This is a genomic window from Kribbella lupini, from assembly GCF_039529595.1.
GTDB classification, from domain to species: domain Bacteria; phylum Actinomycetota; class Actinomycetes; order Propionibacteriales; family Kribbellaceae; genus Kribbella; species Kribbella lupini.
Window position 1 is genome coordinate 564,839 of the sequence record NZ_BAAANC010000001.1, and the last position, 24,386, is coordinate 589,224.

At 70.9% G+C, this 24,386-nt stretch carries 26 protein-coding genes; 12 read left to right on the top strand and 14 right to left on the bottom strand.

Features of this window, described 5'->3' with window-relative positions:
- Positions 1 to 81 precede the first annotated feature (81 nt).
- Positions 82 to 522 carry a PLD nuclease N-terminal domain-containing protein gene (locus ABD235_RS02570; protein ID WP_344168675.1) on the top strand — a complete coding sequence of 147 codons (441 nt, stop codon included), beginning with the start codon at positions 82 to 84 and terminating at the stop codon, positions 520 to 522.
- A gap of 1,154 nt (positions 523 to 1,676) precedes the next feature.
- On the opposite strand, the gene ABD235_RS02575 is transcribed toward ABD235_RS02570, so the two are convergent.
- Positions 1,677 to 1,937, bottom strand: coding sequence for a WhiB family transcriptional regulator (locus tag ABD235_RS02575; protein ID WP_344168677.1), 261 nt, complete (start codon positions 1,935 to 1,937; stop codon positions 1,677 to 1,679).
- A gap of 200 nt (positions 1,938 to 2,137) precedes the next feature.
- On the opposite strand from ABD235_RS02575, the gene ABD235_RS02580 reads away from it, so the two are divergent.
- Complete coding sequence (locus tag ABD235_RS02580; protein WP_344168680.1) at positions 2,138 to 3,106, top strand: MerR family transcriptional regulator; 969 nt, start codon at positions 2,138 to 2,140, stop codon at positions 3,104 to 3,106.
- A 44-nt stretch (positions 3,107 to 3,150) separates the two neighbouring features.
- Here the strand turns inward: ABD235_RS02580 and crcB (ABD235_RS02585) are convergent, their stop codons facing one another.
- The 5 genes from crcB (ABD235_RS02585) to ABD235_RS02605 all read right to left on the bottom strand — a co-directional run bounded on the left by crcB (ABD235_RS02585) (position 3,151) and on the right by ABD235_RS02605 (position 6,028).
- Positions 3,151 to 3,504 (bottom strand): fluoride efflux transporter CrcB, encoded by a 354-nt coding sequence (crcB, locus tag ABD235_RS02585; RefSeq protein ID WP_344168683.1) that lies wholly within the window; start codon positions 3,502 to 3,504, stop codon positions 3,151 to 3,153.
- Positions 3,501 to 3,878: a fluoride efflux transporter CrcB gene (crcB, locus tag ABD235_RS02590; RefSeq protein WP_344168686.1), complete on the bottom strand. Its 378-nt coding sequence runs from the start codon at positions 3,876 to 3,878 to the stop codon at positions 3,501 to 3,503. Before crcB (ABD235_RS02590) ends, crcB (ABD235_RS02585) begins: the two co-directional genes overlap by 4 nt.
- A 76-nt stretch (positions 3,879 to 3,954) precedes the next feature.
- On the bottom strand, positions 3,955 to 4,503 hold the full coding sequence (locus ABD235_RS02595; protein WP_344168689.1) for a histidine phosphatase family protein: 549 nt from the start codon (positions 4,501 to 4,503) through the stop codon (positions 3,955 to 3,957).
- Positions 4,504 to 4,558: 55 nt separating this feature from the next.
- On the bottom strand, positions 4,559 to 5,278 hold the full coding sequence (locus tag ABD235_RS02600) for a hypothetical protein (protein WP_344168692.1): 720 nt from the start codon (positions 5,276 to 5,278) through the stop codon (positions 4,559 to 4,561).
- A 240-nt stretch (positions 5,279 to 5,518) separates the two neighbouring features.
- On the bottom strand, positions 5,519 to 6,028 hold the full coding sequence (locus ABD235_RS02605) for a GNAT family N-acetyltransferase (protein WP_344168695.1): 510 nt from the start codon (positions 6,026 to 6,028) through the stop codon (positions 5,519 to 5,521).
- A 296-nt stretch (positions 6,029 to 6,324) separates the two neighbouring features.
- On the opposite strand from ABD235_RS02605, the gene ABD235_RS02610 reads away from it, so the two are divergent.
- The 3 genes from ABD235_RS02610 (at position 6,325) to ABD235_RS02620 (ending at position 10,486) form a co-directional block, all read left to right on the top strand.
- On the top strand, positions 6,325 to 7,410 hold the full coding sequence (locus ABD235_RS02610) for a 3-deoxy-7-phosphoheptulonate synthase (RefSeq protein ID WP_344168698.1): 1,086 nt from the start codon (positions 6,325 to 6,327) through the stop codon (positions 7,408 to 7,410).
- Positions 7,411 to 7,541: 131 nt separating this feature from the next.
- Complete coding sequence (locus ABD235_RS02615) at positions 7,542 to 8,264, top strand: hypothetical protein (RefSeq protein WP_344168701.1); 723 nt, start codon at positions 7,542 to 7,544, stop codon at positions 8,262 to 8,264.
- A 146-nt stretch (positions 8,265 to 8,410) separates the two neighbouring features.
- The gene (locus ABD235_RS02620) at positions 8,411 to 10,486 is read left to right on the top strand and encodes a phosphocholine-specific phospholipase C (RefSeq protein WP_344168704.1); all 2,076 of its coding nucleotides are present in this window, start codon (positions 8,411 to 8,413) and stop codon (positions 10,484 to 10,486) included.
- Between the two features lie 589 nt (positions 10,487 to 11,075).
- On the opposite strand, the gene ABD235_RS02625 is transcribed toward ABD235_RS02620, so the two are convergent.
- The 3 genes from ABD235_RS02625 to ABD235_RS02635 form a co-directional block, all read right to left on the bottom strand.
- On the bottom strand, positions 11,076 to 11,333 hold the full coding sequence (locus ABD235_RS02625) for a hypothetical protein (RefSeq protein WP_344168707.1): 258 nt from the start codon (positions 11,331 to 11,333) through the stop codon (positions 11,076 to 11,078).
- A gap of 21 nt (positions 11,334 to 11,354) precedes the next feature.
- Positions 11,355 to 11,846 (bottom strand): Cys-tRNA(Pro) deacylase, encoded by a 492-nt coding sequence (gene ybaK / locus ABD235_RS02630; protein WP_344168710.1) that lies wholly within the window; start codon positions 11,844 to 11,846, stop codon positions 11,355 to 11,357.
- A gap of 74 nt (positions 11,847 to 11,920) precedes the next feature.
- Positions 11,921 to 12,565, bottom strand: coding sequence for a helix-turn-helix transcriptional regulator (locus ABD235_RS02635; RefSeq protein WP_344168713.1), 645 nt, complete (start codon positions 12,563 to 12,565; stop codon positions 11,921 to 11,923).
- A 71-nt stretch (positions 12,566 to 12,636) separates the two neighbouring features.
- On the opposite strand from ABD235_RS02635, the gene folE reads away from it, so the two are divergent.
- Entirely contained in the window at positions 12,637 to 13,269 is a 633-nt protein-coding gene (gene folE / locus ABD235_RS02640; protein ID WP_344168716.1) for a GTP cyclohydrolase I FolE, read from the top strand.
- Between the two features lie 4 nt (positions 13,270 to 13,273).
- Here folE and ABD235_RS02645 read toward each other — a convergent pair whose 3' ends face one another.
- A complete protein-coding gene (locus ABD235_RS02645) occupies positions 13,274 to 13,597 on the bottom strand; it encodes a hypothetical protein (RefSeq protein ID WP_344168719.1) in 324 nt (107 codons plus the stop codon).
- Positions 13,598 to 13,874: 277 nt separating this feature from the next.
- Here ABD235_RS02645 and ABD235_RS02650 point away from each other — a divergent pair, with 277 nt between their 5' ends.
- The 5 genes from ABD235_RS02650 to ABD235_RS02670 are packed head-to-tail and all read left to right on the top strand — an operon-like array spanning position 13,875 to position 20,718.
- The gene (locus ABD235_RS02650; protein WP_344168722.1) at positions 13,875 to 15,359 is read left to right on the top strand and encodes a 3' terminal RNA ribose 2'-O-methyltransferase Hen1; all 1,485 of its coding nucleotides are present in this window, start codon (positions 13,875 to 13,877) and stop codon (positions 15,357 to 15,359) included.
- The gene (locus ABD235_RS02655; RefSeq protein WP_344168726.1) at positions 15,359 to 17,941 is read left to right on the top strand and encodes a polynucleotide kinase-phosphatase; all 2,583 of its coding nucleotides are present in this window, start codon (positions 15,359 to 15,361) and stop codon (positions 17,939 to 17,941) included. Before ABD235_RS02650 ends, ABD235_RS02655 begins: the two co-directional genes overlap by 1 nt.
- Before the next feature lie 49 nt (positions 17,942 to 17,990).
- Positions 17,991 to 18,323 (top strand): PadR family transcriptional regulator, encoded by a 333-nt coding sequence (locus ABD235_RS02660; RefSeq protein ID WP_344168729.1) that lies wholly within the window; start codon positions 17,991 to 17,993, stop codon positions 18,321 to 18,323.
- A complete protein-coding gene (locus tag ABD235_RS02665) occupies positions 18,320 to 19,261 on the top strand; it encodes a hypothetical protein (RefSeq protein WP_344168732.1) in 942 nt (313 codons plus the stop codon). The genes ABD235_RS02660 and ABD235_RS02665 overlap by 4 nt, the downstream gene beginning before the upstream one ends.
- Positions 19,258 to 20,718 (top strand): thioredoxin domain-containing protein, encoded by a 1,461-nt coding sequence (locus tag ABD235_RS02670; protein WP_344168735.1) that lies wholly within the window; start codon positions 19,258 to 19,260, stop codon positions 20,716 to 20,718. Before ABD235_RS02665 ends, ABD235_RS02670 begins: the two co-directional genes overlap by 4 nt.
- Before the next feature lie 5 nt (positions 20,719 to 20,723).
- On the opposite strand, the gene ABD235_RS02675 is transcribed toward ABD235_RS02670, so the two are convergent.
- From ABD235_RS02675 to ABD235_RS02685, 3 genes are all read right to left on the bottom strand, one after another.
- Positions 20,724 to 21,299 (bottom strand): TetR/AcrR family transcriptional regulator, encoded by a 576-nt coding sequence (locus ABD235_RS02675; RefSeq protein ID WP_344168738.1) that lies wholly within the window; start codon positions 21,297 to 21,299, stop codon positions 20,724 to 20,726.
- A 6-nt stretch (positions 21,300 to 21,305) separates the two neighbouring features.
- On the bottom strand, positions 21,306 to 22,169 hold the full coding sequence (locus ABD235_RS02680; RefSeq protein ID WP_344168741.1) for an aldo/keto reductase: 864 nt from the start codon (positions 22,167 to 22,169) through the stop codon (positions 21,306 to 21,308).
- 66 nt (positions 22,170 to 22,235) lie between these two features.
- Positions 22,236 to 22,829, bottom strand: a complete 594-nt coding sequence (locus ABD235_RS02685; protein WP_344168744.1) for a TetR/AcrR family transcriptional regulator — start codon at positions 22,827 to 22,829, stop codon at positions 22,236 to 22,238.
- A 72-nt stretch (positions 22,830 to 22,901) separates the two neighbouring features.
- Between ABD235_RS02685 and ABD235_RS02690 the strand changes: the two genes are divergently transcribed.
- Complete coding sequence (locus ABD235_RS02690) at positions 22,902 to 23,327, top strand: ester cyclase (RefSeq protein WP_344168747.1); 426 nt, start codon at positions 22,902 to 22,904, stop codon at positions 23,325 to 23,327.
- Positions 23,328 to 23,390: 63 nt separating this feature from the next.
- On the opposite strand, the gene ABD235_RS02695 is transcribed toward ABD235_RS02690, so the two are convergent.
- A complete protein-coding gene (locus ABD235_RS02695) occupies positions 23,391 to 24,371 on the bottom strand; it encodes a carbohydrate kinase family protein (RefSeq protein ID WP_344168750.1) in 981 nt (326 codons plus the stop codon).
- Positions 24,372 to 24,386 lie beyond the last annotated feature (15 nt).

Genomic DNA, 24,386 nt, shown 5'->3' on the forward strand with positions numbered 1-24,386 from the left:
CGCCGGTTCGTTCGCGAGCCGAAAGACGATCGGCCGCGCCGCCGGGGTCGCGGGCTGGTCCGAGCGCCGTACTGTGGAGGCGTGCGATATCTGCCGTTCCTGATCAGCCTGGCCCTGACCGTCTACGCGCTGTTCTCCTGCATCCAGACGCGTACCGAGGACGTCCCGTACCTGCCGAAGCTGGTGTGGCTCGTCCTGATCGTCTTCGTGCCCTTCGCGGGCCCGATCATCTGGCTGCTGATGTCGCGAAACGCCGGCCGCCCGCAACGCCCGGTCCGCCGGGCGCCTGCCTCCGGTCGCCCGGTCGCCCCTGACGACGACCCGGACTTCCTGGCGACCCTCGAGCGCTACCGAGACCCCCGCATGGGCGGCTCCGCCCCACCCCCGCAGGACCCGCCGGCCGAGGACAAGCCCACCAAGGACAAGCCCGCCAAGCCGCCGAAGGACAAACCGTCCAAGGACAAGGGCGAACCGGACACCACCAAAGAAGCCCCCACCGAGTCGGACGACGGCAAGCAGTAACCAGCACACCCCTGCCCCTCGAGGCAGTGCCCATGCGGCCGACAAGGCCCTGCCCCCTGAGGCCCCACCGGCCGAAAAGCGAAGCGCACAGAGCTGAGCCGGAGGGTGCATGAGGGGAGCCGGGCGGTGCCCGCGCCGAATTGCGCACGAGCCGAGCCGCGCGGCCAGAGCTGAGCCGGGCGGTGCCTGAGCCGAGCTGGGCGGTGCCCGAGCTGAGCTGGGCGGTGCGCGGGCCGAGCCGGCCCGAGCCCGTGTAGTGGCTGAGCCGCCCGAGTCGAGCTGGCGGTGCACGAGCCAAGCCGAGTGGAGCTGGCGGTGCACGAGCCGAGTGGAGCTGGCGGTGCACGAGCCGAGTCGAGCTGGCGCTGCACGAGCCGAGTTGAGCTGGCGCTGCACGAGCCGACCAGAGCCGAGCTGGACGGTGCCCGCGCCGCGCCGGGCTGGATGCGCGAGCTGAGCTGGGTGCGTGCACCAGCTGAGCCGTGCCCGCACGGGCAAGCGCGCTGGCTGGCGGCTGACGGGCTGCGCTCGGCTGACAGCCAGCCCAGCAACCTCAGCCGAGCTGTCACCAAGCCGGCAGCACCTACAGCTGTTCCAAGCCGCAGCGGCCCAGACTGTGCAGCCTCGGCGACTGGCACCAGCCCGGCGGGGGAGTCCCGCGAAGGTCCTCCAGCCGGCAACACCTACAGCTGTTTTCGGCCGCAGCGGCCTCAGCCCTCGCGGCCTTTCCGGCCGCATTGCAGGCGAGCTTCGGGGGCACCGCAAGTCGGCGTACGGGGCAACCGCAAGTCGGCGTACGTGGTCACCTGGACGGCTGACAACTGCGAGCTGTTGCTCGTACTGCGGCTGTCTTCCGGCCGGGGGGGTGAGCTCACGTCGACCGCCGTACGGAAGACCGGGCAGCGTGTGGGCCGCGGGGCAGCACCGGGGGCGGGTCGGCAGCGGGGGCGTCCAGGTGATCAGGGCTCGGAGCCCTTGGGGTGCTGGGGTTTCCGCGGCACCGGCCCGCCGAGGCTTCGGGCGCGCGGGTGCACGCCCGAAGACCTCGGTGCTGGGTGGGTGTTCAACCTCCGGACGAGAAGTCCCGGGGCTGGGTCCGGATCCGGGGCAGGCCGGGGCCGGAAGGGTCGGGGTGGATCGTCACCCGGCGGCCGTCAGGCGGACTTCCTGTGCTCGGCGAGTACGACGTTGTTGTCCCGCTCGGATTCCGTGGTCCCGCCCCAGACGCCGTACGGCTCTCCGACGGAGAGTGCGTGCTGACGGCACTCGGGCTGGACCGGGCAGGTACCGCAGAGCGACTTCGCCACCATCTCGCGCGCGCGTTTGCGGACGCCACGCTCCGATTCGGGGGAGAAGAACAGCTCCGGGTTGACGTCGCGGCAAGCGGCTTGCGACTGCCAGTCCCACAGATCCATGAGCGGGCGGGGTAGGCGAGGCATCCCTCTCGACATGGCAACCTCCTTGACTCACCGTGAGCGCGGACGGGCGCTCGGTGAAAACTATGCTCAACTCATGCGTAGTTCAACCCTTGTCGTCTCGAAGTTCGGTCGATTCGTTATCGGCCCTTGGCGAATCTGCCCGCATTTCCCCCGAATCGGGAGTTGAAACAGGCATGATGAACGCCGTGCGACCCGCCTCGGAGACCCTCACCGTCGGTGCCGCCGCCCGCCGTCTGGGCATCGCGGCGCCTACCCTGCGGAGCTGGGAACGCCGGTACGGACTGAGCCCGAGCGCCCGCAGCACAGGCGGTCACCGCCGGTACGACGCGGAGGACCTGGCCCGGTTGCGCGCGATGCTGCGGCTGGTCGACCAGGGGGTGCCGACGGCCGAGGCGGCCGCGGAGGTCCGTGACCGCAGCTACCCGGTCTCCTCACCGGCTGTGACATCCGCCACGTCGGTTGCCACCGGCCCGGAGAAGGCTGCGGCGGCAACCTTCCAGCCGCCCGCGCGAGCCCGTCGCGAGCCGTCGAAACCGCCGGCGGACCTGTTCTCGCTGGCGAACGCGATGGACGCCGAGCGGCTCACCCACGAGGTTGCCCGCAGCCTCGACCGGTCGGGCGCCGTCGAGGCCTGGACGAGCCGGCTGATGCCGCTGCTGGTCGAGGTCGGCGACCAGTGGGAGCGGACCGGCGCCTGCGTCGAGGTCGAGCACCTGGCGTCGGACGCCGTCGCGGGCGGCCTGCGGTACCACACGCGCCGGGCGGTCGAGCGGAACCGGCCGCACGAGGAGGAGCGTCCCGTCGTACTGGCGTGCCTGGAGCGGGAGGACCACGCGCTCCCGCTGCTGGCCCTCGCGGCCGCGCTGGCCGAGCGCGGGGTCAAGGTCCGGACGCTCGGGGCGGCGACTCCGGTCGCGTCGCTGTCGTCGGCGGTACGCCGGATCCGGCCGGCCGCGGTGTTCGTGTGGTCGAGCGCGCCGGAGACGGCGGACCTGGCCGCGCTGAAGACGCTGGTCCGCACGCGGCCGTCGTACGCGCTGGTGGTCGGCGGGCCGGGCTGGCAGTCGGTTGGCAAACCGACCGGTTGGGTGAACTCGCTGTCGGACGCCGTGGACGCGCTGGTCGGCGCGGTGCGCCCGGGCTGAGCGCCCGCTGGTGCGCCGGACGAGGTGACGTCGAGCTCGGCCGGCTAAGTGATCGTCGCGCCGAGGATCGCGGCGGCGAGGCCGAGGCCTAGGTTGAGTACGGCGTTGAGGACCGCGCCGGCGCGGTTCCCGCCGCGGGCGAGTTGCAGGGTCTCGGCGGAGAACGTGCTGTACGTCGTGAACGCGCCGCAAAACCCGACGCCGAGAAGGAGCGTGGTCGTGTGGTCGCTGACGCCGGTCAGCAGGCCGAGGACGAAACTGCCGAGCACGTTGACCGTCAGCGTCCCCCACGGGAACGGCTTCGCGCCGTGCATGATCCGGGCGACGACGTACCGGTCGGTGAGGAACCGCAACGGCGCCCCGACCGCCGCGCCGACGGCGACGAGCAGGAGGTTCACCGCGCCACCCGGTCCCCGGCCCAGACCGCGACCATCGCGGCGGCCAGCGTGCCGAAGAAGTAGACCAGGGCAACCACCGCGTGATCGGGCAACAACCGGTCGGTGTCCACGGCAAACGTCGAGAACGTCGTGAACCCACCCAGTACGCCGGTCCCGAGGAACGGCCGCAACAACGGATGGGTCTGCGGAGTGATCCGCGCCAGCAGTACGCCGATCAGAAAACACCCGACGACGTTGACGACGAACGTCGCCCAGGGAAACCCGCCTTGCTGATGAGGCCAGGCGTCCGCGACGCCGTACCGGGCCAACGAGCCGACCACGCCGCCGGCGGCGATCACCGCGAGCGTCCGCCCGAGCGAGACCTCACGCGTCATCGCCGAACCCGGCCCCGGGGCCCGGAGGGGGCGTGGAACGCGCGGGCTCCTGGGCCGGCGGCGGGTCGGGCGTGGTTCACGCGGTGTCGGAGGGGTCGTAGCGGTAGTACTCGTGGGCGCCGTGGGCGATGTCCTCGGTGCCGCTGAGGGCGCGGATCACCATCGCGTGGGTGATCGCGAGGACCGGGCCGTCGGTGCTCGCGGTGTGCCGGGCAAAGGCGGCGTGGGCGCGTTCGCGGACCGCGGACAGCGGCTCCCACGGGCGTGGGATGCCGTCGGGCCACTCGCCGCCGTACTCGTTGAGCTCCGCCTGGGCAGCGCGTACGTCGGCGACGCCGCGCCACGTACCGGTGCTGTTCGGCAGCCAGTCGCGCAGTTCGTAGTCGACCTTCACGCCGAGCGCGAGCCGGTGCCCGATGATCGCGGCGCTCTGCAGGGCGCGGGTGAACGGCGAGCTGACCAGGTACGTCGCACCGACGCCGCTCAGCAGGTCGGCGACCGCCTCGGCCTGCTTGACGCCCTCGGTGCTCAGCGGCGCCGAGTCGGCGGCCATGCCGGGCCAGCCGCGGCCCTCGACCGCCGCGTAGTCCGGTGCCCCGTGCCGCACCAGGTAGATCTGGATCACGACCCTGTTCTACCTGACTCGGCAGCTTGGCGTCGCGGTCCGCGCGGTGTCGCCCTCATCGCCGATGCCGAGCGCCGGCCCAGCCCCGAACCCGCCCGCCCGGCTCCACCGGCCCACTCGGCGGCAGTACCGCATGCTGTACGCCGAACAGCTCGTCGAGCGCCGCGCGATCGTCGTCGTCGAGGGCACCATCCCCAAGCGCAGCTCCGTCGCCGAGCACCGGTCCATCGCCGAGGGCGGACGTGTCTGCGTGAGCAGTTCGGTCGGCCGCATCCCACGAGCCGGTTTCGCCGTCGAGGGGAGGCGCATAGTCCAGCCCTGCAAGCCTCGGCAGGATCGTGGGCCCATCGAGGGGCAGGTGGGCAGCGTCGAGGAAAGTCCGGCCGGTTTCGCTCGGTGCAGGCTCGGTGTGCTCGCTGAAGACGGTGCTGTCGAGTGGTGGTTCGCTGACTTCAGGCTCGTCGCCTCCGGACCCGCTGGTGAGGAAGTCCTGCACAGGCCGCGCGCCCCGCTCGCCGAGTGGGGGGCGGCCGGGGAGCTCGGGTGGGGAGGGCTCCGTCCAGCCCTCCAGCCAGTGGACCTCGGTGGCGCCGTGGTGGCCGTGGACGGCGAGGACCGAGTCGAGGTCAGGCCAGACCGCCGTCGCGGGATTGTTGCCTCGCCACCGCAACGCGACCGAGCCGTCGGTGAACACGCACCCCTCGGCGACCACGCCGGTTCCCGAGACGCCGCTGAGGTCCCGGTGCCGGACGAGCTCGAACGTCCGCGGCATCACCAGCCCGCTCCGCGCCGGTACCCGCCGTGCCGAACCAGACCCCCGAGCGGATTCGCCACCGTACTTCGACCCCTTAGCTGCCTCGACATGTTGTTGCGACCCTCAACGACCCACCGCCCACCCCGGTTACTGGTGGGACAGCCGGGTCTCACCCCGTGACCCCATCCGTCTCAGGCCGTACGACGAACGCCCGCGAGGCGCGGCAGTCCGACGCCGCACGGGCAGCAGGCGCGGCCGCGGTCAGCGAGTGGCGCGGCGCATGAAGACCCGGTCGGCCGGGTCGAGGCCGATCTTGGTCTGCTCGGCGCGGATCGCCAGCAGGCCGGGGGTGAGCGCTTCCTCCGGCAGTTCCTCGAAGCCCAGGCCCGCGTAGTACGGCGCGTTCCACGCGACGTCGCGGAAGGTGCTCAAGGTGAGCGCCGGGAGCGACTGCGTGGACGCCCAGCGGGCGGCGGCGTCGATCAGGGCGCGGCCCAGGCCCTGGCGCTGGTGGTCGGGATGGACGGTGACCTGTTCGATGTAGGCGGCGCCGTCGAGGACCTTGACGAGGATGTACCCGATCGGCTGATTCGCGGCGCCGGCCGCGACCCAGGCGCGCCCGGCGCGTTGGTAGGTGCGCAGGACGTGCAGGGGTGGCGGTGCGTGGTCGGCGACCTCGGTCATGCCGATCCGGCGGAACAGTTCACCGCCGGCGATCTCGAGCTCTTGCAGCAGGGCGAGGTCGGCAGGCACGGCGAGTCTGATGGACACCGGACGAGACAACCACGCGCCGGCCCGCCCGCGCCACGGGATTCCGCGGCTGCCGCTCCGAAGTACGGGCTGCTGCTCGGGCCCGCAGAACACCAAGTGCTACGCTCTGTCAGGTGAAGCGTTGCTATTGGCGGTTTTTTGAGTGGCCGGCCCTGGTGCCGGGTGACTCAGCCGATCGCTGACGCCCCGACGCAACACCCAGAGCCGGCACGAGGCAAGGACAATCGTCCTTGCCTTTTCTCATGTCAGCCGGCGCTGGCTTCGGGTTCGGTCGCCGGCGGAAAGGTCTCCCCGTGATGAACACCCAGCCGCTGCAGGCAGGTCCGTCCCCGGTCGTCGATCGCCGGATCGAGAAGACGGTCCCGCTCGTGACCCCGCAGGCGCTGCACGACGAGCTGCCGCTGACCGACGACCTCGCCAAGACCGTGGTCGCCGGGCGTGACGCCGTCGCCGACGTCCTGAACGGCACCGACGACCGCCTGCTGGTCGTCGTCGGGCCGTGCTCGGTGCACGACGCCGACGCGGCGCTCGAGTACGCCGAACGCCTGCGCCCGGTCGCCGAGCGGCTGTCCGACGGTCTGCTCGTGGTGATGCGGGTGTACTTCGAGAAGCCGCGCTCCACGCTGGGCTGGAAGGGCCTGATCAACGACCCGGGCCTCGACGGTTCCGGCGACGTGAACTCCGGGCTCCGGATCGCCCGCAAGCTGCTGCTCGAGGTGCTCGCGCAGGGGCTGCCGGTCGGGTGCGAGTTCCTCGACCCGATCACGCCGCAGTACATCGCGGACACCGTCGGCTGGGGCGCCATCGGCGCCCGGACGGTCGAGTCGCAGGTGCACCGGCAGCTGTCGTCCGGCCTGTCGATGCCGATCGGCATGAAGAACCGCCCCGACGGCAGCATCGCGACCGCGGTCGACGCGATCAAGGCGGCCGCCGTACCGCACGTGTTCACCGGTATCGCGCACGACGGTACGCCGGCGATCCTGCACACCCGCGGCAACCCGGACTGCCACCTGGTCCTGCGCGGTTCCGACGCCGGGCCGAACTACGACGCCGAGTCCGTCGCCGGTGCGCAGGAGCTGCTCCGCACCGCCGGTCTGCCCGAGCGCGTCGTCATCGACGCGAGCCACGGCAACTCCCGCAAGGACCACCGCCGCCAGCCGCAGGTCGCCGCCGAGATCGGCGCACAGGTGGCCGCCGGCAACAAGGCCGTCGTCGGCGTGATGCTGGAGTCGTTCCTGGTCGAGGGCCGCCAGAACCTGGAGCCGGGCCACGCGCTCACGTACGGCCAGTCCATCACCGACGCCTGCCTGGGCTGGGACACCACCGAGCAGGTGCTCGAGGGCCTGCGCGACGCCGTACTGGCCAGGCGGCAGACGCGCTGATCGCCGGGGCCGGTACGACGGGGTACGGCCGCGCGACACGCCGGACCGGTGATCCGCGCAACTTCTTCCTCAGGTCCCGCATCGAGGGTGTAGACGGCAACGATGCCGGCAGACTTTCGGAGGGGAACATCGTGCGGATCACCAAGAAGGCAGTAGCGGGCATCGCGGCACTGGGGCTGGCTGGGGGTGGCGGCGTGCTGCTGATGTCTTCGGCGAACGCGGCGGAGCCGCAGCCGACGGCGGCATCGCGTGACGCCGGCGGAGCGATCCCGAACACCAAGGGCGCGGTGACGAACTGGCACCTCGGCAAGGGCAGCGTGTACGGCGACAACCTGGGCCCGGGCATGGTCCAGTGGTTCACCACGGTCTACAACGGCTCGGTGCACGAGATCGGCCTGGACGCGAACCTGAAGAACCAGCTCGGCAACGGCAAGGGTGCCGGTACGGCGACCTTCGGGCCGAAGGCGATCGAGAAGATCGGTGGCTCGTTCGCCACCAACAAGACCGCCGTCGGCGAGCTGAAGCTGCCCGGCGCCGGCACGTACCTGGTGAACACCCAGGCGAAGTTCGACCGCAAGGACGCCGGCTCGACCGGGTACGAGACGCCGACCACCGAGACGTACCCGAGCCTGGTGGTCCGGTACGACGGTGACAAGGACGCCGGGACGATCATGGGCAGCCCGGTCTCCAAGGCCGGCTTCGTCGAGCTGACCGGGTCCAGCACCGCCACGGTCACGGTCACCGGTCCGGTCACGCTGAACATCTACGGCTTCGGCTACAACGAGGACCGCAGTGCCTTCGGCGCCGGGCAGATCTCGGTCTCCGGCCAGGCCACCGCGGTCAAGATCGGCTGATCGCGCGCACTTCCACGAGAGCCCGGCCGCACACCAGCGGCCGGGCTCTCGCGTGCTGCCCGGCCCGCGTCGACCGGCCGGTTCGTCTTCACCGAGCGGTTCTGAGCTGTTCACCTCGGCGGATTTTCCGGCTCTAATCTGCAGGCATGACTGAGATCTCCCGCCGTCTCGTTCTCGGATCCGCGGCCGGTGGCGCGGCGCTGTCGCTGCTGCCGCCGTCCCTGCACAGCGCGATGGCGCAGCCGTTGCGCAAGGGTGGCCTGAAGGCCGTCGAGCACGTGATCGTGCTGATGCAGGAGAACCGATCGTTCGACCACTACTTCGGGACGCTGCGCGGCGTGCGCGGGTTCGGCGACCGCCGGCCGCTGCGGCTGCGCAACGGCAAGTCGGTGTTCCACCAGCCGGTCGCCGGTGGTGGCGAGGTGCTGCCGTTCTCGGTGCGGGAAGCGGCCGCGGCCGAGGGGCGCGACCCGGGCGACATCCAGTACCTCGGCGCGCTCGCGCACGGGTTCACCGACGCGACCCAGGCCTGGGGCAACGGCTGGAGCGACGACTGGGTCGCGGCCAAGACCGCCGCCACGATGACCCACTACGAGCGCCGCGACATCCCGCTGCAGTACGAGCTGGCCGAGACCTTCACGATCTGCGACGCCTACCACTGCTCGGTCAACGGGTCGACCAACCCGAACCGCAACTACCTGTGGTCCGGTACGACGGGCTACGAGCCCGGTACGGCGAACCGCGCGGTCACCAACGCGGCGTACGACTACGCGCACGCGGGCTACGACTGGACGGCGTACCCGGAACGGCTGGAGAAGGCCGGCGTGTCCTGGCAGATCTACCAGGAGTGGGACAACTTCACCGACAACGCGGTCGAGTACTTCAGGACGTTCAAGGAGATCGGCCGGCGGATTCTGGCCAACGTGCCGGGCGGGTACCGGACGACCGAGGAGTTCTACGACAAGCTCTTCGCGAAGACGCCGGAGGAGCGGGCGACCGCGGTGCAGCAGCTCGACGCGGCGGTGAAGAAGCTGCCGAAGCGGGAGCAGGCGCTGTTCCGCAAGGCGATGTACCGGTCCGAGCCGGAGTCGCTGGTGCCGCGGCTGCGCAAGGACATCGAGGCCGGGAAACTGCCGCAGGTGAGCTGGCTGGTGCCGTCGGCGGTCGACTCCGAGCACCCGGGCTCGTCGACGCCGGTGGGCAGCGCGAACCTCGTGTACGACGTGCTGGACGCGATCGCGCAGGACCCCGAGGTCTGGTCGAAGACCGTGCTGCTGATCAACTTCGACGAGAACGACGGGTACTTCGACCACGTCCCGCCGCCGGTGGCGCCGCGGCCGGCGTCCGGCAACGACGACGACTGGTTCAACGGCAGGCCGATCGGGCTCGGCCCGCGGGTGCCGATGACGGTCGTGTCGCCGTGGACGATCGGCGGACACGTGAACTCGCAGGTCTTCGACCACACGTCGGTGCTTCGCTTCCTGGAGACGTGGACCGGCGTCCGCGAGCCGAACATCAGCAGCTGGCGCCGTACGGCGTGCGGCGACCTGACGTCGGCGTTCGACTTCGATCGGGGCTATCGGCAACCATCGGTCGACAAGCCGGGCGCGGTCCCCGCACCTGTTGCCCGCTGGAAGCCGACACCGCCGGTCGACCAGGCGCTCCCGCTGCAGGAGCCCGGCCGCCGACCGGCGCGACCGTTGCCGTACCAGCCGTCGGTGTCGGGTGCTGTCGTGGACGGTGTTTTGAGGCTTCGGCTGAGCAACGACGGCGAGGCGGCCGCGCACTTCGCGGTCTACCCGTACGCCGGTGAGCTGGCCGCGCCCGAGCACGTCGACGTCCGCACGGTGAAGGCGTTCCCGATCGAGGTCGACGGACCGTTCGAGATCGCCGTCCAGGGCCCGAACCGCTTCTGGACCGAGCTCGCCGGCACCACCGAGGGCGTCGCCGCCGGGCTCGACGTGCGCCTGGAGGTTGCCCATGGCAACCTTCGCGTGCATCTCGAGAACCACAGCAGCAAGCCGCTGTCCCTCAAGCTGAAGGCCTTGGGCTACGGCAGCCGCACCATCAAGCAGGACGTCCGCGGCAAGCAGGTCCGCACACTCACCTGGCCCACGGACCAGGGCTGGTACGACGTCGAGATCACCGCCGCCGAAGACCCCACCTACCGCCGCCGCCTCACCGGCCACACCGAATCCGGCCACCCCAGCGTCACGGGCTAGCCGGAGGCGCCTCGTGCGGTGCCTCCAAGTACTCGCCTGCACCGGCGGCTCGGCGGAGGCGCCTCCTACGCACCACCGAGAGTTGCCTCCCAGCCCAACAGGAGGTGCCTCCGCAGCCCAACAGGAGGTGCTCTCCGCAGTCCAACAGGAGGTGCCTCCCGGACCCAACCGGAGGTGCTTCCCGGGGCCAGCCGGAGCTGCGTCCCGGTCCCGGCAGGGCGCTCCCGGCGCCCAACAACTGGGCGCCTTCATGGCCGAACAACCGGCCGGAGCGGCATCAGCCACATGCTGCGCCGTCGGCCGCATGGTCGCCGTGCTGTAGCTGAGCGCGCTGCCTCGTGCGGCACTCGCCGAGGTGGAAGATCATTTCCTAACTACAGCTTGGCGTTAATGCGGCCGATGAGGTCGCAGGTGGCTGAGGTTGCGGCGGCCGGGAAAGCGTGGGTGGTACCGGCGCTTCCGGGGGCTGGTGAGGCGTCGGGGAGGTGGCTGGGGAGCTGCTGATGCTGCTCGGAAAGCAGCTGTGACTGGGGGCTGCTGGGTGCCTGGGGGAGCAGCTTCGGCTGGGGGAGTCGGTGTGGGCGCCGGGTCAGGCGAAGTTGGGTGGGCCTTCGAGGCGGCGTTGGATTTCTTCGATGTCTTCTCGGGAGAGCTGGCCGAGGATGCGGGCGGCGGAGACGACGGCGAGGGTGTTGTCCTGGTCCTGGGGTTCGGGGTCGGTTTTCTCGTCCTCGAAGGGCCAGGAGGCGACGGCGGACAGCATTTCCTCGCGGTCGACGAAGCCGGCGGCGTACAGCTCGAGGAAGCCGCGCAGGGACGGTCTGGTCTCGATGTTGGGTTCTTCCATGCCGGCGGGCTCCTGGTCTGGTCAGCGGGCGATCGGCGCGGTGCGGGCGGCGGTGACGGCGATCAGGTCGGCGGGGGACAGGCCGATGTCGAGGCCCCGGCGGCCGCCGGAGACGTAGACGGTGTCGTGCTCGGTGGCGGTGGTGTCGACGACGGTCGGGAGCCGGCGCTTCTGGCCGATCGGGCTGATGCCGCCGACGACGTACCCGGTGGTCCGCTCGGCGGCGGCCGGGTCGGCCATGGTCGCCTTCTTCCCGTCGAGCGCGGCGGCGACCGCCTTCAGGTCGAGCTGCTTGTCGACCGGTACGACGCCGACCGCGAGCTTGCCGTCGACGTCGACGAGCAGGGTCTTGAACACCTGCGCGGTCTTCAGCCCGAGCGCCTCGGCCGCCTCCAGCCCGTACGACTTCGCCGCGGGGTCGTGCTCGTAGGAGTGCGTGCTGAAGGTGATCCCGGCCTTGGTCAGCGCGACCGTCGCGGGAGTACCTGCAGAACTCTGCTTGCTCTTCGCCACTGTCCGAGCCTAAGCCCCACCGGGCAGGAAGCGGGGGATCCAGGGAAGGAAGGCGGAGGGCGGGGCGGTCGTCCTCAGCTGGGGAGCAGGCGGACGCAGCAGTGGGCGGGGGTGGGCTGAAGCTCTGCTCGGAGGCCGGTGTCAGGACGACCCGCCAGGACGCCTCTGACCAGGTGCAAAGTCATCGTGCAGACCAGGGAGGCGTGTTCTTTGGCGAGGGCCTGGAACGGGCAGTTGGACAGGGCGATGGAGTCGCCGTCGGGGTGGGGCTCGAAGCCCTGGTCGGCGAGGACCTCCGAGATCGAGTCGCCGGGGAGGGACTTGCCGTACGCATGAGCCCGACCTTCCAGAGCCGCGCGTGGCGAGTCGCCGGTGGTCTCGGCGTCGGTGATGGCGCCGGCCAACAGATGGCCGGCGACGGCGTACTGGCGTTCTGGCAGCGAGACCGCGATCTCGGTGTCCGAGCGGCGATACAGCTTCGCGGGACGCCCGGCGCCAGGTCCGGTCCGGCCGGTACGGCGTTCGTAGACGACCGCGAGCAGGCCCTCGGCGGCCAGCTTGTCGAGGTGGAACGCGGCCGTGTTGCGCGGGAGTGCGAGCGCGATGGCCGCGTCGTCCCGGCTCACGGGCGCGGTGGCCCCGGCGACGTACTCGTACAGCCGTCGCCGGGTCGGTTCGTCCAGGGCGGCGACCGCCTGGAGGTTGGCCTGTCGGTCCACGGGATGATTCTATCTCCAACTTCGGTTGACAAAACAGTAAACTGATCGCCTTCGATCATCAGGAGGGGCGCATGACGACGATCCGGACCGAGCTCGCCGAGCCGACCACCGTGGTACCGGCCAAGCTGCACGTCGTGGGCGGACGCCCCGAGATCGACCTGCCGGCCGCGGAACGCGCGGTGGCCGACCTCCTGGTGGCGCTGGGTCGCGACCCGCACGGCGCGCACCTGGCGGACACGCCTCGCCGGGTGGCGAACGCGTACGCCGAGATGCTGACGCCGCGCGAGTTCGACCTGACGACGTTCCCGAACGACGAGGGGTACGACGAGTTGGTGCTGGCGCGGGACATCCCCGTGCAGTCGCTGTGCGAGCACCACATGCTGCCGTTCCAGGGCGTGGCGCACGTGGGGTACCTGCCCGGCGAGCGGATCCTCGGGCTGTCGAAGCTGGCCCGCGTGGTCGAGCTGTTCGCGCGTGACCTGCAGGTGCAGGAGCGGCTGACCAAGCAGGTCGCCGACTGGCTGCAGGACCACCTCGCGCCGAAGGGTGTGGGCGTGGTGATCGAGGCCGAGCACCAGTGCATGTCGTTGCGCGGCGTGCGGGCGGCCGGCTCGACGACGGTCACGTCGGCCGTGCACGGCACGCTGCGCGACAACCCGGCGTCGCGTCAGGAGTTCTTCGCGCTGACCGGGATCTCGGCCTGAGGTACTAGGCCGTCGCCACGACCGGCGGCGGGTGGTGAGTACGCCGGCCCGTGGCCAGGATGTGGGCGACCTCGCCGGGCAGCAGGTCGGTGCCGGGGACGGTCTCCATCTCGGAGACGTCCAGCCAGCGCACCACCGTGGCGCCGCAGTGGCCGTGGACGGCGAGGATCGACTCGAGGTCCGGCCAGACGGCGGTGGAGGGGTTGTCGCCGTGCCAGCGCAGCGCCACGGAGCCGTCGGTGAACACGCAGCCCTCGGCCACCACCCCGGTGCCGGAGACGCCGCTGACGTCGGTGAAACGAACGAGTTCGAAGGTCTGGGGTTTCACCGGCGGACCTCTGCGGTCGCGGTGGCCAGGCGGCCTGAAGGAGCTGTAACCATGGTCCTTTCCCCGGGAATCGGCGCGGGTGGGCACTCGCCACAAACCGGGGACAGGTACCGACTGTCAGCGGGGAAGGACGGTCCGTAGCGACTCATCTTCTGGAAAACAAGCTAGGACCAAACCGCCCGGACGCGCCAGAGCTTGCCCGCGTGTCTCGGTGAGTGGTCGGATCCGTGGGACAAAAGGACGCGCCGATCGGCCGGTCGGCGTGGTCGAATGAGCCGTGTTCCTGACCATCGCCACCACGTCCAGCGGTCTCGGCGCCCCCGCGGCCGAGCTCGGCTTCCTGCTGCACAAGAACCCGGCCCGACCGCAGTCGGTCGACGTCACCAGCGGGACAGCCCACGTGCTCTACCCGGAGGCGACCGACCAGGCCTGTACGGCGGCCGTGCTGCTCGAGGTCGACCCGATCGCACTCGTCCGCTCCGGAAGGGGTCGCGCGACGGAGGGGTTCACGCTCGGGCAGTACGTGAACGACCGCCCGTACGCCGCGTCGAGCCTGCTCGCGGTCGCGCTGGGCAAGCTGTTCCGGACGGCGATGAACGGGCGGTGCGACGCGCGGCCGGAGCTGGCGGCGCGGCCGATCGAGCTGTCGCTGCACGTGCCGGCGCTGCCGTGCCGCGGTGGTGCGGCGCTGGCCGAGCGGCTCTTCGCGCCGCTCGGGTGGACGGTGGACGCGCGGCCGGTGCCGCTCGACCCGGAGATCCCGGAGTGGGGCGATTCCCGGTACGTCGACCTGCGGCTGACCGGCGTACTGCGGCTGGCGGACGCGCTGAACCACCTGTACGTGCTGCTGCCGGTGCTCGACGACGCCAAGCACTACTGGGTCGGGCCGGACGAGATCGACAAGCTGGTGAAGGCCGGCGACGGGTGGCTGGGGACGCACCCGGACAAGGAGCTGATCAGCCGGCGGTACCTGGCGCACCGACGGAAGCTGACGGATCAGGCGCTCGAGCGTTTGACCGAGGCCGACGGGCTGTCGCTGGACGAGGACACGCTCGCCGAGGACCCGCTTGCCGGGGACGGGACGCTCGTCGAGGGTGAAGCGGTCCAGGGTGAAGCGGTAGACGGCGAGGCGGGCGAGGTGGCAGCGGCGCCGGTGTCGCTGGCCGTGCAGCGGCGGGAGGCTGTGGTCGGCGTACTCAAGGAGCTGGGCGCGCACCGTGTTGCCGACCTGGGCTGTGGTGAGGGTCAGCTGGTCGGGCTGCTGCTGAAGGACGGGCAGTTCGACGAGGTCGTGGCGACCGACGTGTCGGCGCGGGCGCTGACGCTGGCCGAGCGGCGGCTGCACGTCGACGAGATGTCCGACCGCAAGCGCGAGCGGCTGCGGCTGTTCCAGTCGTCGGTGACGTACGCCGACGCCCGGCTGACCGGGCTGGACGCCGCGGTGTTGATGGAGGTCGTCGAGCACGTCGACCCGCCGCGGCTGCCGGCGCTGGCGCAGGCCGTCTTCGGGGCGGCGCGGCCGGGTGCCGTGGTGGTGACGACGCCGAACTCCGAGCACAACGTGCGGTACGAGACGCTCGCGGCCGGCGCGTTCCGGCACCCGGACCACCGGTTCGAGTGGACGCGGGAGGAGTTCCGCGCGTGGGCGGCGGAGGTGTGCGTGCTGTACGGGTACGGCGTGACGTTCCGCGCGGTCGGACCCGACGACCCGGAGGTCGGGCCGCCGACCCAGCTCGCGGTGTTCCGGAAGGAGAACGTCTGATGGCGACGATCGGCGTACCGGCGCTCAGCCTCGTCGTCCTGGTGGGGGCGAGCGGCTCGGGCAAGTCGACGTTCGCGCGCAAGCACTTCCTCGGGACCGAGGTGATCTCCAGCGACTTCTGCCGCGGGCTGGTGTCCGACGACGAGAACGACCAGGCGGCGACCAAGGACGCGTTCGCGGTGCTGCACTTCATCGCGGCCAAGCGGCTGGCGGCGGGGCGGCTGACGGTGATCGACGCGACCAACGTGCAGCCGGAGGCGCGGCGCGAGCTGGTCGCGCTGGCCCGGGAGTACGACGTACTGCCGGTGGCGATCGTGCTGGACCTGCCGGAGAAGGTCTGCCTGGAGCGCAACGAGCAGCGCCCGGACCGGGACTTCGGGGCCCGCGTCGTCGGGCGGCAGCGGTCGCAGCTGCGGCGCGGGCTGCGGAGCCTGCGGCGCGAGGGGTTTCGCGGGGTGCACGTGCTGGAGACCGTCGAGGCGGTCGAGGCGGTGACGATCGAGCGGACCCGGCTGTTCAACGACCTGAAGGACCAGACCGGGCCGTTCGACATCATCGGCGACATCCACGGGTGCCGGGCTGAGCTGGAACAACTGCTGGTCGGGCTCGGCTACGCCATCGCCCGGGATGAGGAGGGGAGGGCGGTCGACGCCCGGCACGTCGGCTCCGCCGACGATGCCGTCGGCCCGGAGGGCACGGCGGGCGAGGTGACGGGCGCCGGACGCCGAGTTGTCTTTGTCGGCGATCTGGTCGACCGGGGGCCGGACACGCCTGGGGTGCTGCGGCTGGTCATGGGGATGGTTGCTTCGGGCAACGCTTACTGCGTGCCGGGCAACCACGAGGACAAGCTGCTGAAGGCCCTGCGCGGCAAGAACGTGAAGACCTCGCACGGGCTGGCCGAGTCGCTCGAGCAGCTGGCGGGGGAGTCCGACGAGTTCCGGGCGCAGGTGGACACCTTCATCGACGGTCTCGTCTCGCACTACGTGTTCGACGAGGGCAAGCTCGTCGTCTCGCACGCGGGCCTGGTCGAGCGGATGCACGGCCGCGCCTCCGGGCGGGTGCGCGCGTTCTGCCTGTACGGCGAAACGACCGGCGAGACCGACGAGTTCGGCCTGCCGGTGCGCTACCCGTGGGCGCAGGACTACCGCGGCCGCGCGATGGTCGTCTACGGGCACACCCCGACGCCGGAGCCGGAATGGATCAACAACACGATCTGCCTCGACACCGGTGTCGTCTTCGGCGGCGCGCTGACCGCCCTGCGGTACCCGGAGCGCGAGCTGGTCGCCGTACAGGCTGCTGAGCAGTACTACGTACCCGCCAAGCCGCTGCACGTCCCGAGCGCGCCGGCTCGCGAGCCCGACGTCCTCGACATCACCGACGTCACTGGGCGCCGCGTGATCGAGACCGAGACGCACGGGCGGCTCAGCGTGCGCGCCGAGCAGGCCGGTGCCGCGCTGGAGGTGATGAGCCGGTTCGCGATCGACCCGCGGTTCCTGCTGTACCTGCCGCCGACGATGAGCCCGGTCGCGACCTCGCCGGAGCCGGGGCTGCTGGAGCACCCGCGGCAGGCCTTCGAGGCGTACCAGCAGCAGGGCGTCACCGAGCTCGTGTGCGAGGAGAAGCACATGGGGTCGCGCGCGGTCGTGCTGCTCACCCGGGACGACGACGTGGCCGAGAAGCGGTTCGGCCTGGCCGGTCGCGGCGCGGTGCACACGCGGACCGGGCGGTCGTTCTTCAAGCCGGAGCTGACCGACGAGCTGCTGCTCGGGCTCCGCGAGGTCGTCACCCAGGCCGGACTCTTCGACGAGCTGGACACGCCCTGGCTGCTGCTCGACGCCGAGCTGCTGCCGTGGAGCGCGAAGGCGGGCGACCTGCTCCGCAACCAGTACGCCGCAGTCGGCGCGGCCGCGCGATCGTCGTTGCCGGTGGCAACCGCTGCGCTGGAGACGGCGAAGGCGGCCGGCCTCGACGTCGGGGAGCTGCTCGAACGGACTCAGCGTCGTACGGCGAACGCGGAGCTGTTCAGCGCGGCGTACCGGCGCTACTGCTGGCCGACCAACGGGCTTGACGGCGTGCGCGTGGCGCCGTTCCAGGTGCTGGCGTCGGAGGGCGCGACGTACCACGACCGGCCGCACACCTGGCATCTTGGGATCGCGGACCGGATGGTTGCCGCGGGCCCGTCGTTGATCACGGCCACCAAAAGGCTGTTCGTCGACGAGAGCTCGTGGGCGGACGGGATCGCCTGGTGGGAGGAGCTGACCGGCGCGGGCGGTGAGGGCATGGTCGTGAAGCCGGCCGCGAACCTGGTCCGGACCGGCAAGGGGCTGGCGCAGCCGGGGGTGAAGGTCCGCGGGCAGGAGTACCTGCGGATCATCTACGGCCCCGACTACACCGAACCGGCCAACTTCGAGCGTCTCCGCAACCGGAACCTGGGCCACAAGCGCTCGCTCGCGCTGCGGGAGTACGCGCTCGGCCTGGAGTCGCTGGAACGCGCCGCGCGCGGCGAACCGCTGTGGCGGATCCACGAGTGCGTGTTCGCCGTACTGGCACTGGAGTCCGAGCCGGTCGATCCGCGGCTGTAGCAGGGGCCGCGTTTCGCATAGTTCGTCGGGCGATATATATTCGGTCCCTGTGAGGGATCAATCGCCGACGCTGACCGAAGCGCAGTACTTCCTGCTGGCCGCTCTGCAGGACGGGCCGCTGCACGGGTACGGGATCATCAAGGCCACCGAGGAGGCGACCGACGGACGGCTGCGGCTGGCCGTCGGCACCCTGTACGGCGCGCTGGAGCGGCTCGAGCGCGCCGGGTTGGTGGTGCCGGACGGTGAGGCGATCGTGGACGGCCGCGCCCGTCGGTACTACCGGCTGACCGACGACGGTGACACCGCCCTGCGCCGCGAGGCGGCCCGGCTGCAGCAGGCGGCGAACGTCGTCATCAAGCGCCCCCGTACGGCGCAAGCGTGAACCGGCTGGTCCTGCTGGCCTACCCGAAGGCCTATCGCGACAGCCGTGGCGACGAGCTGCTGGACTGTCTTGCGGAGGCTCATCCTGGGCGCGACTGGCCACCTCCGCGCGAGGCGGCCGCGCTGCTGCGGAGCGCTCTGCAGGCCCGGATCCAGGCGGCCACCACCGGCACCGCGTGGTGGCCCGCCGGCCTGCGGCTGGCCGGACTCTGGCTGGCGCTTCTCGCGCTGGCTCCTTATCTGCAAGACGTGTGGAACTGGACGTTGCACATCGACCCGGCCGCGCACGCGATCAACTTCCACTTCAACGGCCGGTTCCCGTGGGCCGTCGGCGAGGGCACGCAGACTCGCCTGCTTCCGTACGGGTTGCTCCCGCTGATCGCCTTCGTCGCGTTGCTGCGGGGCCGGGCGTGGATCGCCGTGCCGGCGGCCGCGGCGATGCTCTACACCGGGCTCACCATCGGCAGCTCGAACGTCTTCGGCAGCCAAGGCGTGGTCGGCCCGGGCTACTACGGCCTCGGCGCACCGATCCTTGCCCACCACGTCGTTCTGCCGATCCTGCTGCTGCTCGTCAGCGCGGTGCTGACCCTCCGCAGGGCGTCGCGGGCGTCGTCCTACGCCTGGCTGATCCCGGTTGCCGTCGCCGCGTTCGTTGCCGGTGGCCTCCATCTCACCGCGGGTGATCCGTGGTTCCAGCGGGGTCAGTTCGTGCTGGAGATCGCACTGGTCGTCGGCGCCGGCTGGGCGACGTTCCTGACCCGCGACTTCCGCTGGGCGGTTCCGATCGGGGCGTTCGCCGTCGTTCGCGCCGAGGCGATCCTCACCGATCCGACCGTGCTCGCGTACCACCCGCAGCCGAGCGTCACCGTCGTACTCGCGCTGGTCGCGACGCTGCCGGTGGTGGTGCTGACGACCCGCCAGAACACCCGGCTGCGGTGAAGCAGCCGCTGAAGCTCGCGATCGCGTTCGGGGTGCTCTACCTCCTCGCGGTCTGTACGCCGTACGGCCAGTCGCTCGAGAACGCCATGACCAGGGGGTTCAGCACCGAGACCTGGATCTACGGCATCCGCTACTCGATCGGTCCGCCGCCGCTGCGGGGCGAAGAGCTCACGCTCGTCATCGGAACCGCGCTGATCGTGCTGATCGCCGTACTGCGCCGGCAGTGGCGGCTCGCCGTCGCGGGAGCGTTCGTGCCGGGTGCCACGGCCGTCAGCACGTATGTCCTCAACCGGTTCGTCCTTCCGCGCCCCGAGATCTCCGGCGCGCCTTCGTTCCTGACCGAGACCAGCTTCCCGAGCGGGCATGTGGCGGTCACTGCCGGGCTCGCGATCGGCGCCGTTCTGGTCAGCACTCCACGAGCCCGCCCGTACGTCGTTGCCGTCGGCGCGACCTGGCTGGCGTTCGTGGCGGCCGCGGTGCAGAACCTGGGCTGGCACCGGCCCAGCGACGCGATCGGAGCGACGCTGCTCGCCGGGATCTGGTACCTGACCGCGGTCCACTGGTTGCCGATGGCATCGAGACCGACCGGTCTGCGGCACGACGGTGTTTCGGCCGGCCGCGCGCCCGTCGCTCCGGTCCTGGTCGTCGCGGCCGGGGGAGCGGTCCTCGGCGCCGGACGCACCGACTACTTGCTGGAAGCGTTCGTCACCGCCGTCATGGGCCTGCTGTGCGCGGTCATCCTGTGGGCCGTAGCGTCCGAAGATCCGCGATGCGTCCGAAGCAGAGTGCGCTATAGCCTCGGCCTCTTCGGACGCATCCGGCTTCTTCGGACGCTCCGCGCGTCGCACGGGTTCGTCGTGGTCGCGGTCGTGCTGGTGGTTGCCGTCGTTTCCGCGGTGGGGGTCGACTACTGGCGCAACCACTCGCCGGTGCGCGTCGACAGCGCCCGGCCTGAGCCTGCGGTGATCACCGCACCGGGCACCGCCGGGCGGGGCGTGACGATCGGGAAGGCCGGCGCCGCGACGAACATCGACGTCTACCTGGACTTTCGGTGCGCTCGTTGCGTGGAGTTCGAAAGGACGAACGGGCTCACGCTCGACCAGCTGGTCGAGGACGGTACCGCGACGCTCACGTACTGGCCGATGACCTTCACGGACACCGACTCGCCGCGGCTGGCCAACGCCTTCGCCCTGGCCGCCGCCAACGGCCACGCTCGCGGCTTCGTCCGGGCGATCTACGACGACCCCGGCAAGGCCTGGACCGATGGTCAACTGGTTGAGCTCGGCAACAAGCTCGGCGTACCGGCGGAGAAGCTCTCCACCGACTACCAGGGCTGGCTCGCGACCCTAGAGGCCACGACGGTCGAGCGCGAGGTGCTCGACCTCCCCACGGTGTTCGTGAACAACACCAAGCTGCGTGCCGATCAGCTCACTCCCGAAGGCCTCGCTCTCCGGTAGTTCAGTCAGCGCAGCAGGCCGTCCAGGGCGGCCGACGAGAGGGCGTCGGCCTCCTCCTCGCTCAGCGGGGCATGGCCGGTCAGCAGCCGGAAGATGAGCGGGCCGAACAGCACGTCGGTCGCCGTACCGGCGGTGATGCCCGGCCGGACCTCGTCGCGATCGGTTGCCCGCTGCCACAACTCGGCGATCGCGCGGCGCCGCGCGTCCAGGAAGTACTCCCGGAAGTACGGCGCCGCCTGCGGATCGGTGACCGATGCCGCCAGCAACTGCGCGAAGACCTTGCCGTGCTCACCGGAGTAGAACCGGCTCACCCGGCGGACCTGCTCGGCCAGGTCACCCCTGGCCGAACCCGTGTCCGGCAAAGGGATCGCGGCTGCCATCTCCCGCCCGAACGCCTCGGCCGCGATCGCGGTCCGGGACGGCCAGTGCTTGTAGATCGTCGCCTTGCTCACCCCGGAACGTGCCGCGATCGCATCGACGGTCGCGGCCGTCAGCCCGCCTTCCGCGAGCAGCTCCTTGGTTGCGCACAGCACCGACTCCCGTGCGCGGAGGCTGCGCGGATGAGTGGTCCGGTCAGGCATGCGGCATCAGCTGACGGCCTCGGTGAGGCGGGTGAACTCCTCATCGGTGAGCTCGAGCGTGGCGGCGTTGATGTTGTCCTCGACGTGGGCGACCGAGGAGGTGCCGGGGATCGGGAGCATGACGGGGGACCGCTTGAGCAGCCAGGCCAGCGCGAGCTGGGACGGGGACGCGGTGTGGTCCTTGGCGATCTGGTCGAGCGGGCCGCCGGCGCGGGCGAGGCCGCCGGTGGCGAGCGGGAACCAGGGGATGAAGCCGAGGTTGTTCTGCTCGGCGTACTCCAGCACCGGTTCGGCGTCGCGCTGGGCGAGGTTGTACAGGTTCTGGACGGAGACGATCCGCGCGGTCCTGCCGGCTTCCTCGATCTCCTCGACCGAGACCTCGGACAGGCCGATGTGCCGGATCTTGCCCTCCTGCTGGAGCGCGGCCAGCTCACCGATCTGGTCGGCGACCGGGACCTTGGGGTCGATCCGGTGCAGCTGGAGCAGGTCGATCCGCTCCAGGCCGAGGTGCCGCAAGCTCAGCTCGACCTGCTGGCGCAGGTACTCCGGGCGGCCGATCGGCACCCACTGACCCGGCCCGGTCCGGGAGAAGCCGGCCTTGGTCGCGATCACCAGGTCGTCGGCGTACGGGTGCAGCGCCTTCTTCAGCAACAGGTCCGCGGTGAACGGGCCGTAAGCGTCGGCGGTGTCGATGAAGTTCACCCCGAGCTCGATCGCGCGCCGCAGCACGCGGACAGCCTCGTCGGGGTCCTTCGGGTCGCCCCAGACGCCCTCGCCGGTCAGCTGCATCGTGCCGTAGCCGAGCCGCCGGACGGTCAGGTCGCCGCCGATGCTGAACTCGCCGGACGCGGCTGCCACTGGTTCTGTCATCACGATCTCCTCAAGTGAACTGAACGTACAGTTCGCTACAACCCCTGCGACGCCGCCTGCATTCCGTCAGAGCAGTTGGCGCTGCAGCGAGTCGGCCACCCACTGCTCGAACTCTGCCGGACTCCAGCCGGACTCGTCGACCAGTTCCTGGTAGACGCCCGGGGCGGCGAGCGCTCGGTAGACGGCTTGCGCCTGGGCGAGCGGGATGGCCAGCTCCCCGTCGAGCGACGCGATCATGGCATCCATGACCTGGTTGCGGCCGGCCAGCTTGGACCGCAGCAACGCGCGCGTCTCCGCGCTCTCGTCGGTGGCGGCCTCGAAGATCAGTACGACGTCGAAGCCGGCCGAGTAGAGGTTCGTCAGCCATCCGGCCGCGCCGCGCAACCGGCGGACCGGGTCCGGCTCGGCGAGCACCTCTTCGGCGCGCTCGCGCGCGCCGGCGTCACGCAGCCACAGGTCGCAGATCAGCGAGAGGATCTCCCGCTTGGTGCCGAACGCGGAGTAGACCGTCCGGGTCGCGACGCCGGCCTCCGCGGCGATCGCGGCGATGCTGGTCGCGCCGTACCCGTGCTCGGCGAACAGCGTCCGGGCCGCTCGGGCGATCCGGATCCGGGTCTCCTCGGCCTGTTCCTGGCGGTAGGTCTTGACGGCTTCGGCCATGTGGGCACACTATCAATGCGTTCAGTGCAGTGGCACTGCATCGAGTACACCAACAGTGCATTTGGGGGAGCGATGACGACAACGAGCGCGTACGACGTGCTGGAGCGGATCCTGGTGGAGGGCTTCGCGACCGGCGACGACGGCATCGTCGACAAGGTCTGCGCGCCGGACCTGGTCGAGCACCAGTTCGGGCTGGCCGGTACCGGCGAGGAGGCGCGGACCCGGTTGCGAGCGGCGATCCGGGAGGTCCACGCGATGATGCCGGACGTCGTCTACACGATCGAGGACTCGGTGACCGTCGGCGACACGGTGTGGGCCCGCGCAAGGGCCCGGGGGACGGCGACCGGGAGCTTCTTCGGTCCGCCGAGCGGCCGGCCCGTCGACATCGCGCTGTTCGAGGTCGCCCGGGTCAGGGACGGCCTGCTGGTGGAGCACTGGGGATGCCCGGACCGGTTCGCGTTGCTGGCCCAGACCGGGGTGCTGGACCAGCTGCGATGAACAGTTGCTCGGACGACGCCGAGTGCCTTCCTGACCGGTGCGGCCGCGCCGCAGGCTCAGGGGTCAGCCGAGGTTGAGCGTGCTGGCCGCGGTGGCCGCGGCCTCCTCGCCGTACGCCGAAGCGAGGCGCTTGAGGAAGGCCGGGCGGTCCAGCGTGTACTCCTGGGTGCCGACGGTCTCGAGGACCGTGGTCGCCAGGGTGCAGCCGATCTGGGCGGCGGCCTCGTGGTCGAGGCCGGCGGCGCGACCGGTCAGGTAACCGGCGCGGAAGGCGTCGCCGCCACCGGTCGGGTCGACCAGGCCGGGCGCCGGGACAGCCGGGATCTTGGCGAGCACGCCGTCGGCGTTCTCGATCACGACGCCGTCGCCGCCGTGGGTGGTGACCCGGACGCCGACCCGGCTGAGGATCTCGTCCTGGCTCCAGCCGGTCTTCTGCGCCATCAGACCGGACTCGTACTCGTTGCTGAACAGGTACGTTGCGCCGTCGATCAGCTCGCGGATCTGCTCGCCGTCCATCCGGGCCAGCTGCTGCGACGGGTCGGCGGCGACGGCGATGCCGTTCTCCTTGGCCAGCCGGGTGTGCTTGAGCATGCCGTCCGGGTCGTCCGCGCCGATCAGCACCAGGTCGATGCCACCGGTCGTGGCATGGATCCCGGCCAGGTCGATCTCGCGGGCCTCGGCCATCGCGCCGGTGTAGAAGGAGGCGATCTGGTTCGCGTCCAGGTCCGTCGTGCAGGTGAAGCGCGCGGTGTGCACGTTCTCGCAGACGCGGACGTGGGAGACGTCGACACCGGCCTCGGTCAGCGCCGCGCCGTACTCGGCGAAGTCGGCCCCGACCGAGCCGACCAGCAGCGACGGGCGGCCGAGCTGGGCCATCCCGTAGCAGATGTTGGCGGCGACACCGCCGCGGTGCACGACCAGCTCGTCGACCAGGAACGACAGCGACACCTTGTGCATCTGCTCGCCGACGAACTGGTCCTTGAAGCGTCCGGGGAACGTCATCAGGATGTCGGTCGCGATCGATCCGGCGACGGCGATCTGCATGCTGGGGTACTCCTA

Coding starts and splice junctions, on each gene's coding strand:
- ABD235_RS02610 (WP_344168698.1), top strand. CDS start 6,325: ATGAACACCCAGCCGCTGCAGGCAGGTCCGTCCCCGGTCGTCGATCGC.
- ABD235_RS02625 (WP_344168707.1), bottom strand. CDS start 11,333: ATGGAAGAACCCAACATCGAGACCAGACCGTCCCTGCGCGGCTTCCTC.
- ABD235_RS02580 (WP_344168680.1), top strand. CDS start 2,138: ATGAACGCCGTGCGACCCGCCTCGGAGACCCTCACCGTCGGTGCCGCC.
- ABD235_RS02680 (WP_344168741.1), bottom strand. CDS start 22,169: ATGACAGAACCAGTGGCAGCCGCGTCCGGCGAGTTCAGCATCGGCGGC.
- ABD235_RS02575 (WP_344168677.1), bottom strand. CDS start 1,937: ATGGATCTGTGGGACTGGCAGTCGCAAGCCGCTTGCCGCGACGTCAAC.
- folE (WP_344168716.1), top strand. CDS start 12,637: ATGACGACGATCCGGACCGAGCTCGCCGAGCCGACCACCGTGGTACCG.
- ABD235_RS02675 (WP_344168738.1), bottom strand. CDS start 21,299: ATGCCTGACCGGACCACTCATCCGCGCAGCCTCCGCGCACGGGAGTCG.
- ABD235_RS02620 (WP_344168704.1), top strand. CDS start 8,411: ATGACTGAGATCTCCCGCCGTCTCGTTCTCGGATCCGCGGCCGGTGGC.
- ABD235_RS02655 (WP_344168726.1), top strand. CDS start 15,359: ATGGCGACGATCGGCGTACCGGCGCTCAGCCTCGTCGTCCTGGTGGGG.
- ABD235_RS02690 (WP_344168747.1), top strand. CDS start 22,902: ATGACGACAACGAGCGCGTACGACGTGCTGGAGCGGATCCTGGTGGAG.
- crcB (WP_344168686.1), bottom strand. CDS start 3,878: ATGACGCGTGAGGTCTCGCTCGGGCGGACGCTCGCGGTGATCGCCGCC.
- ABD235_RS02695 (WP_344168750.1), bottom strand. CDS start 24,371: ATGCAGATCGCCGTCGCCGGATCGATCGCGACCGACATCCTGATGACG.
- ABD235_RS02685 (WP_344168744.1), bottom strand. CDS start 22,829: ATGGCCGAAGCCGTCAAGACCTACCGCCAGGAACAGGCCGAGGAGACC.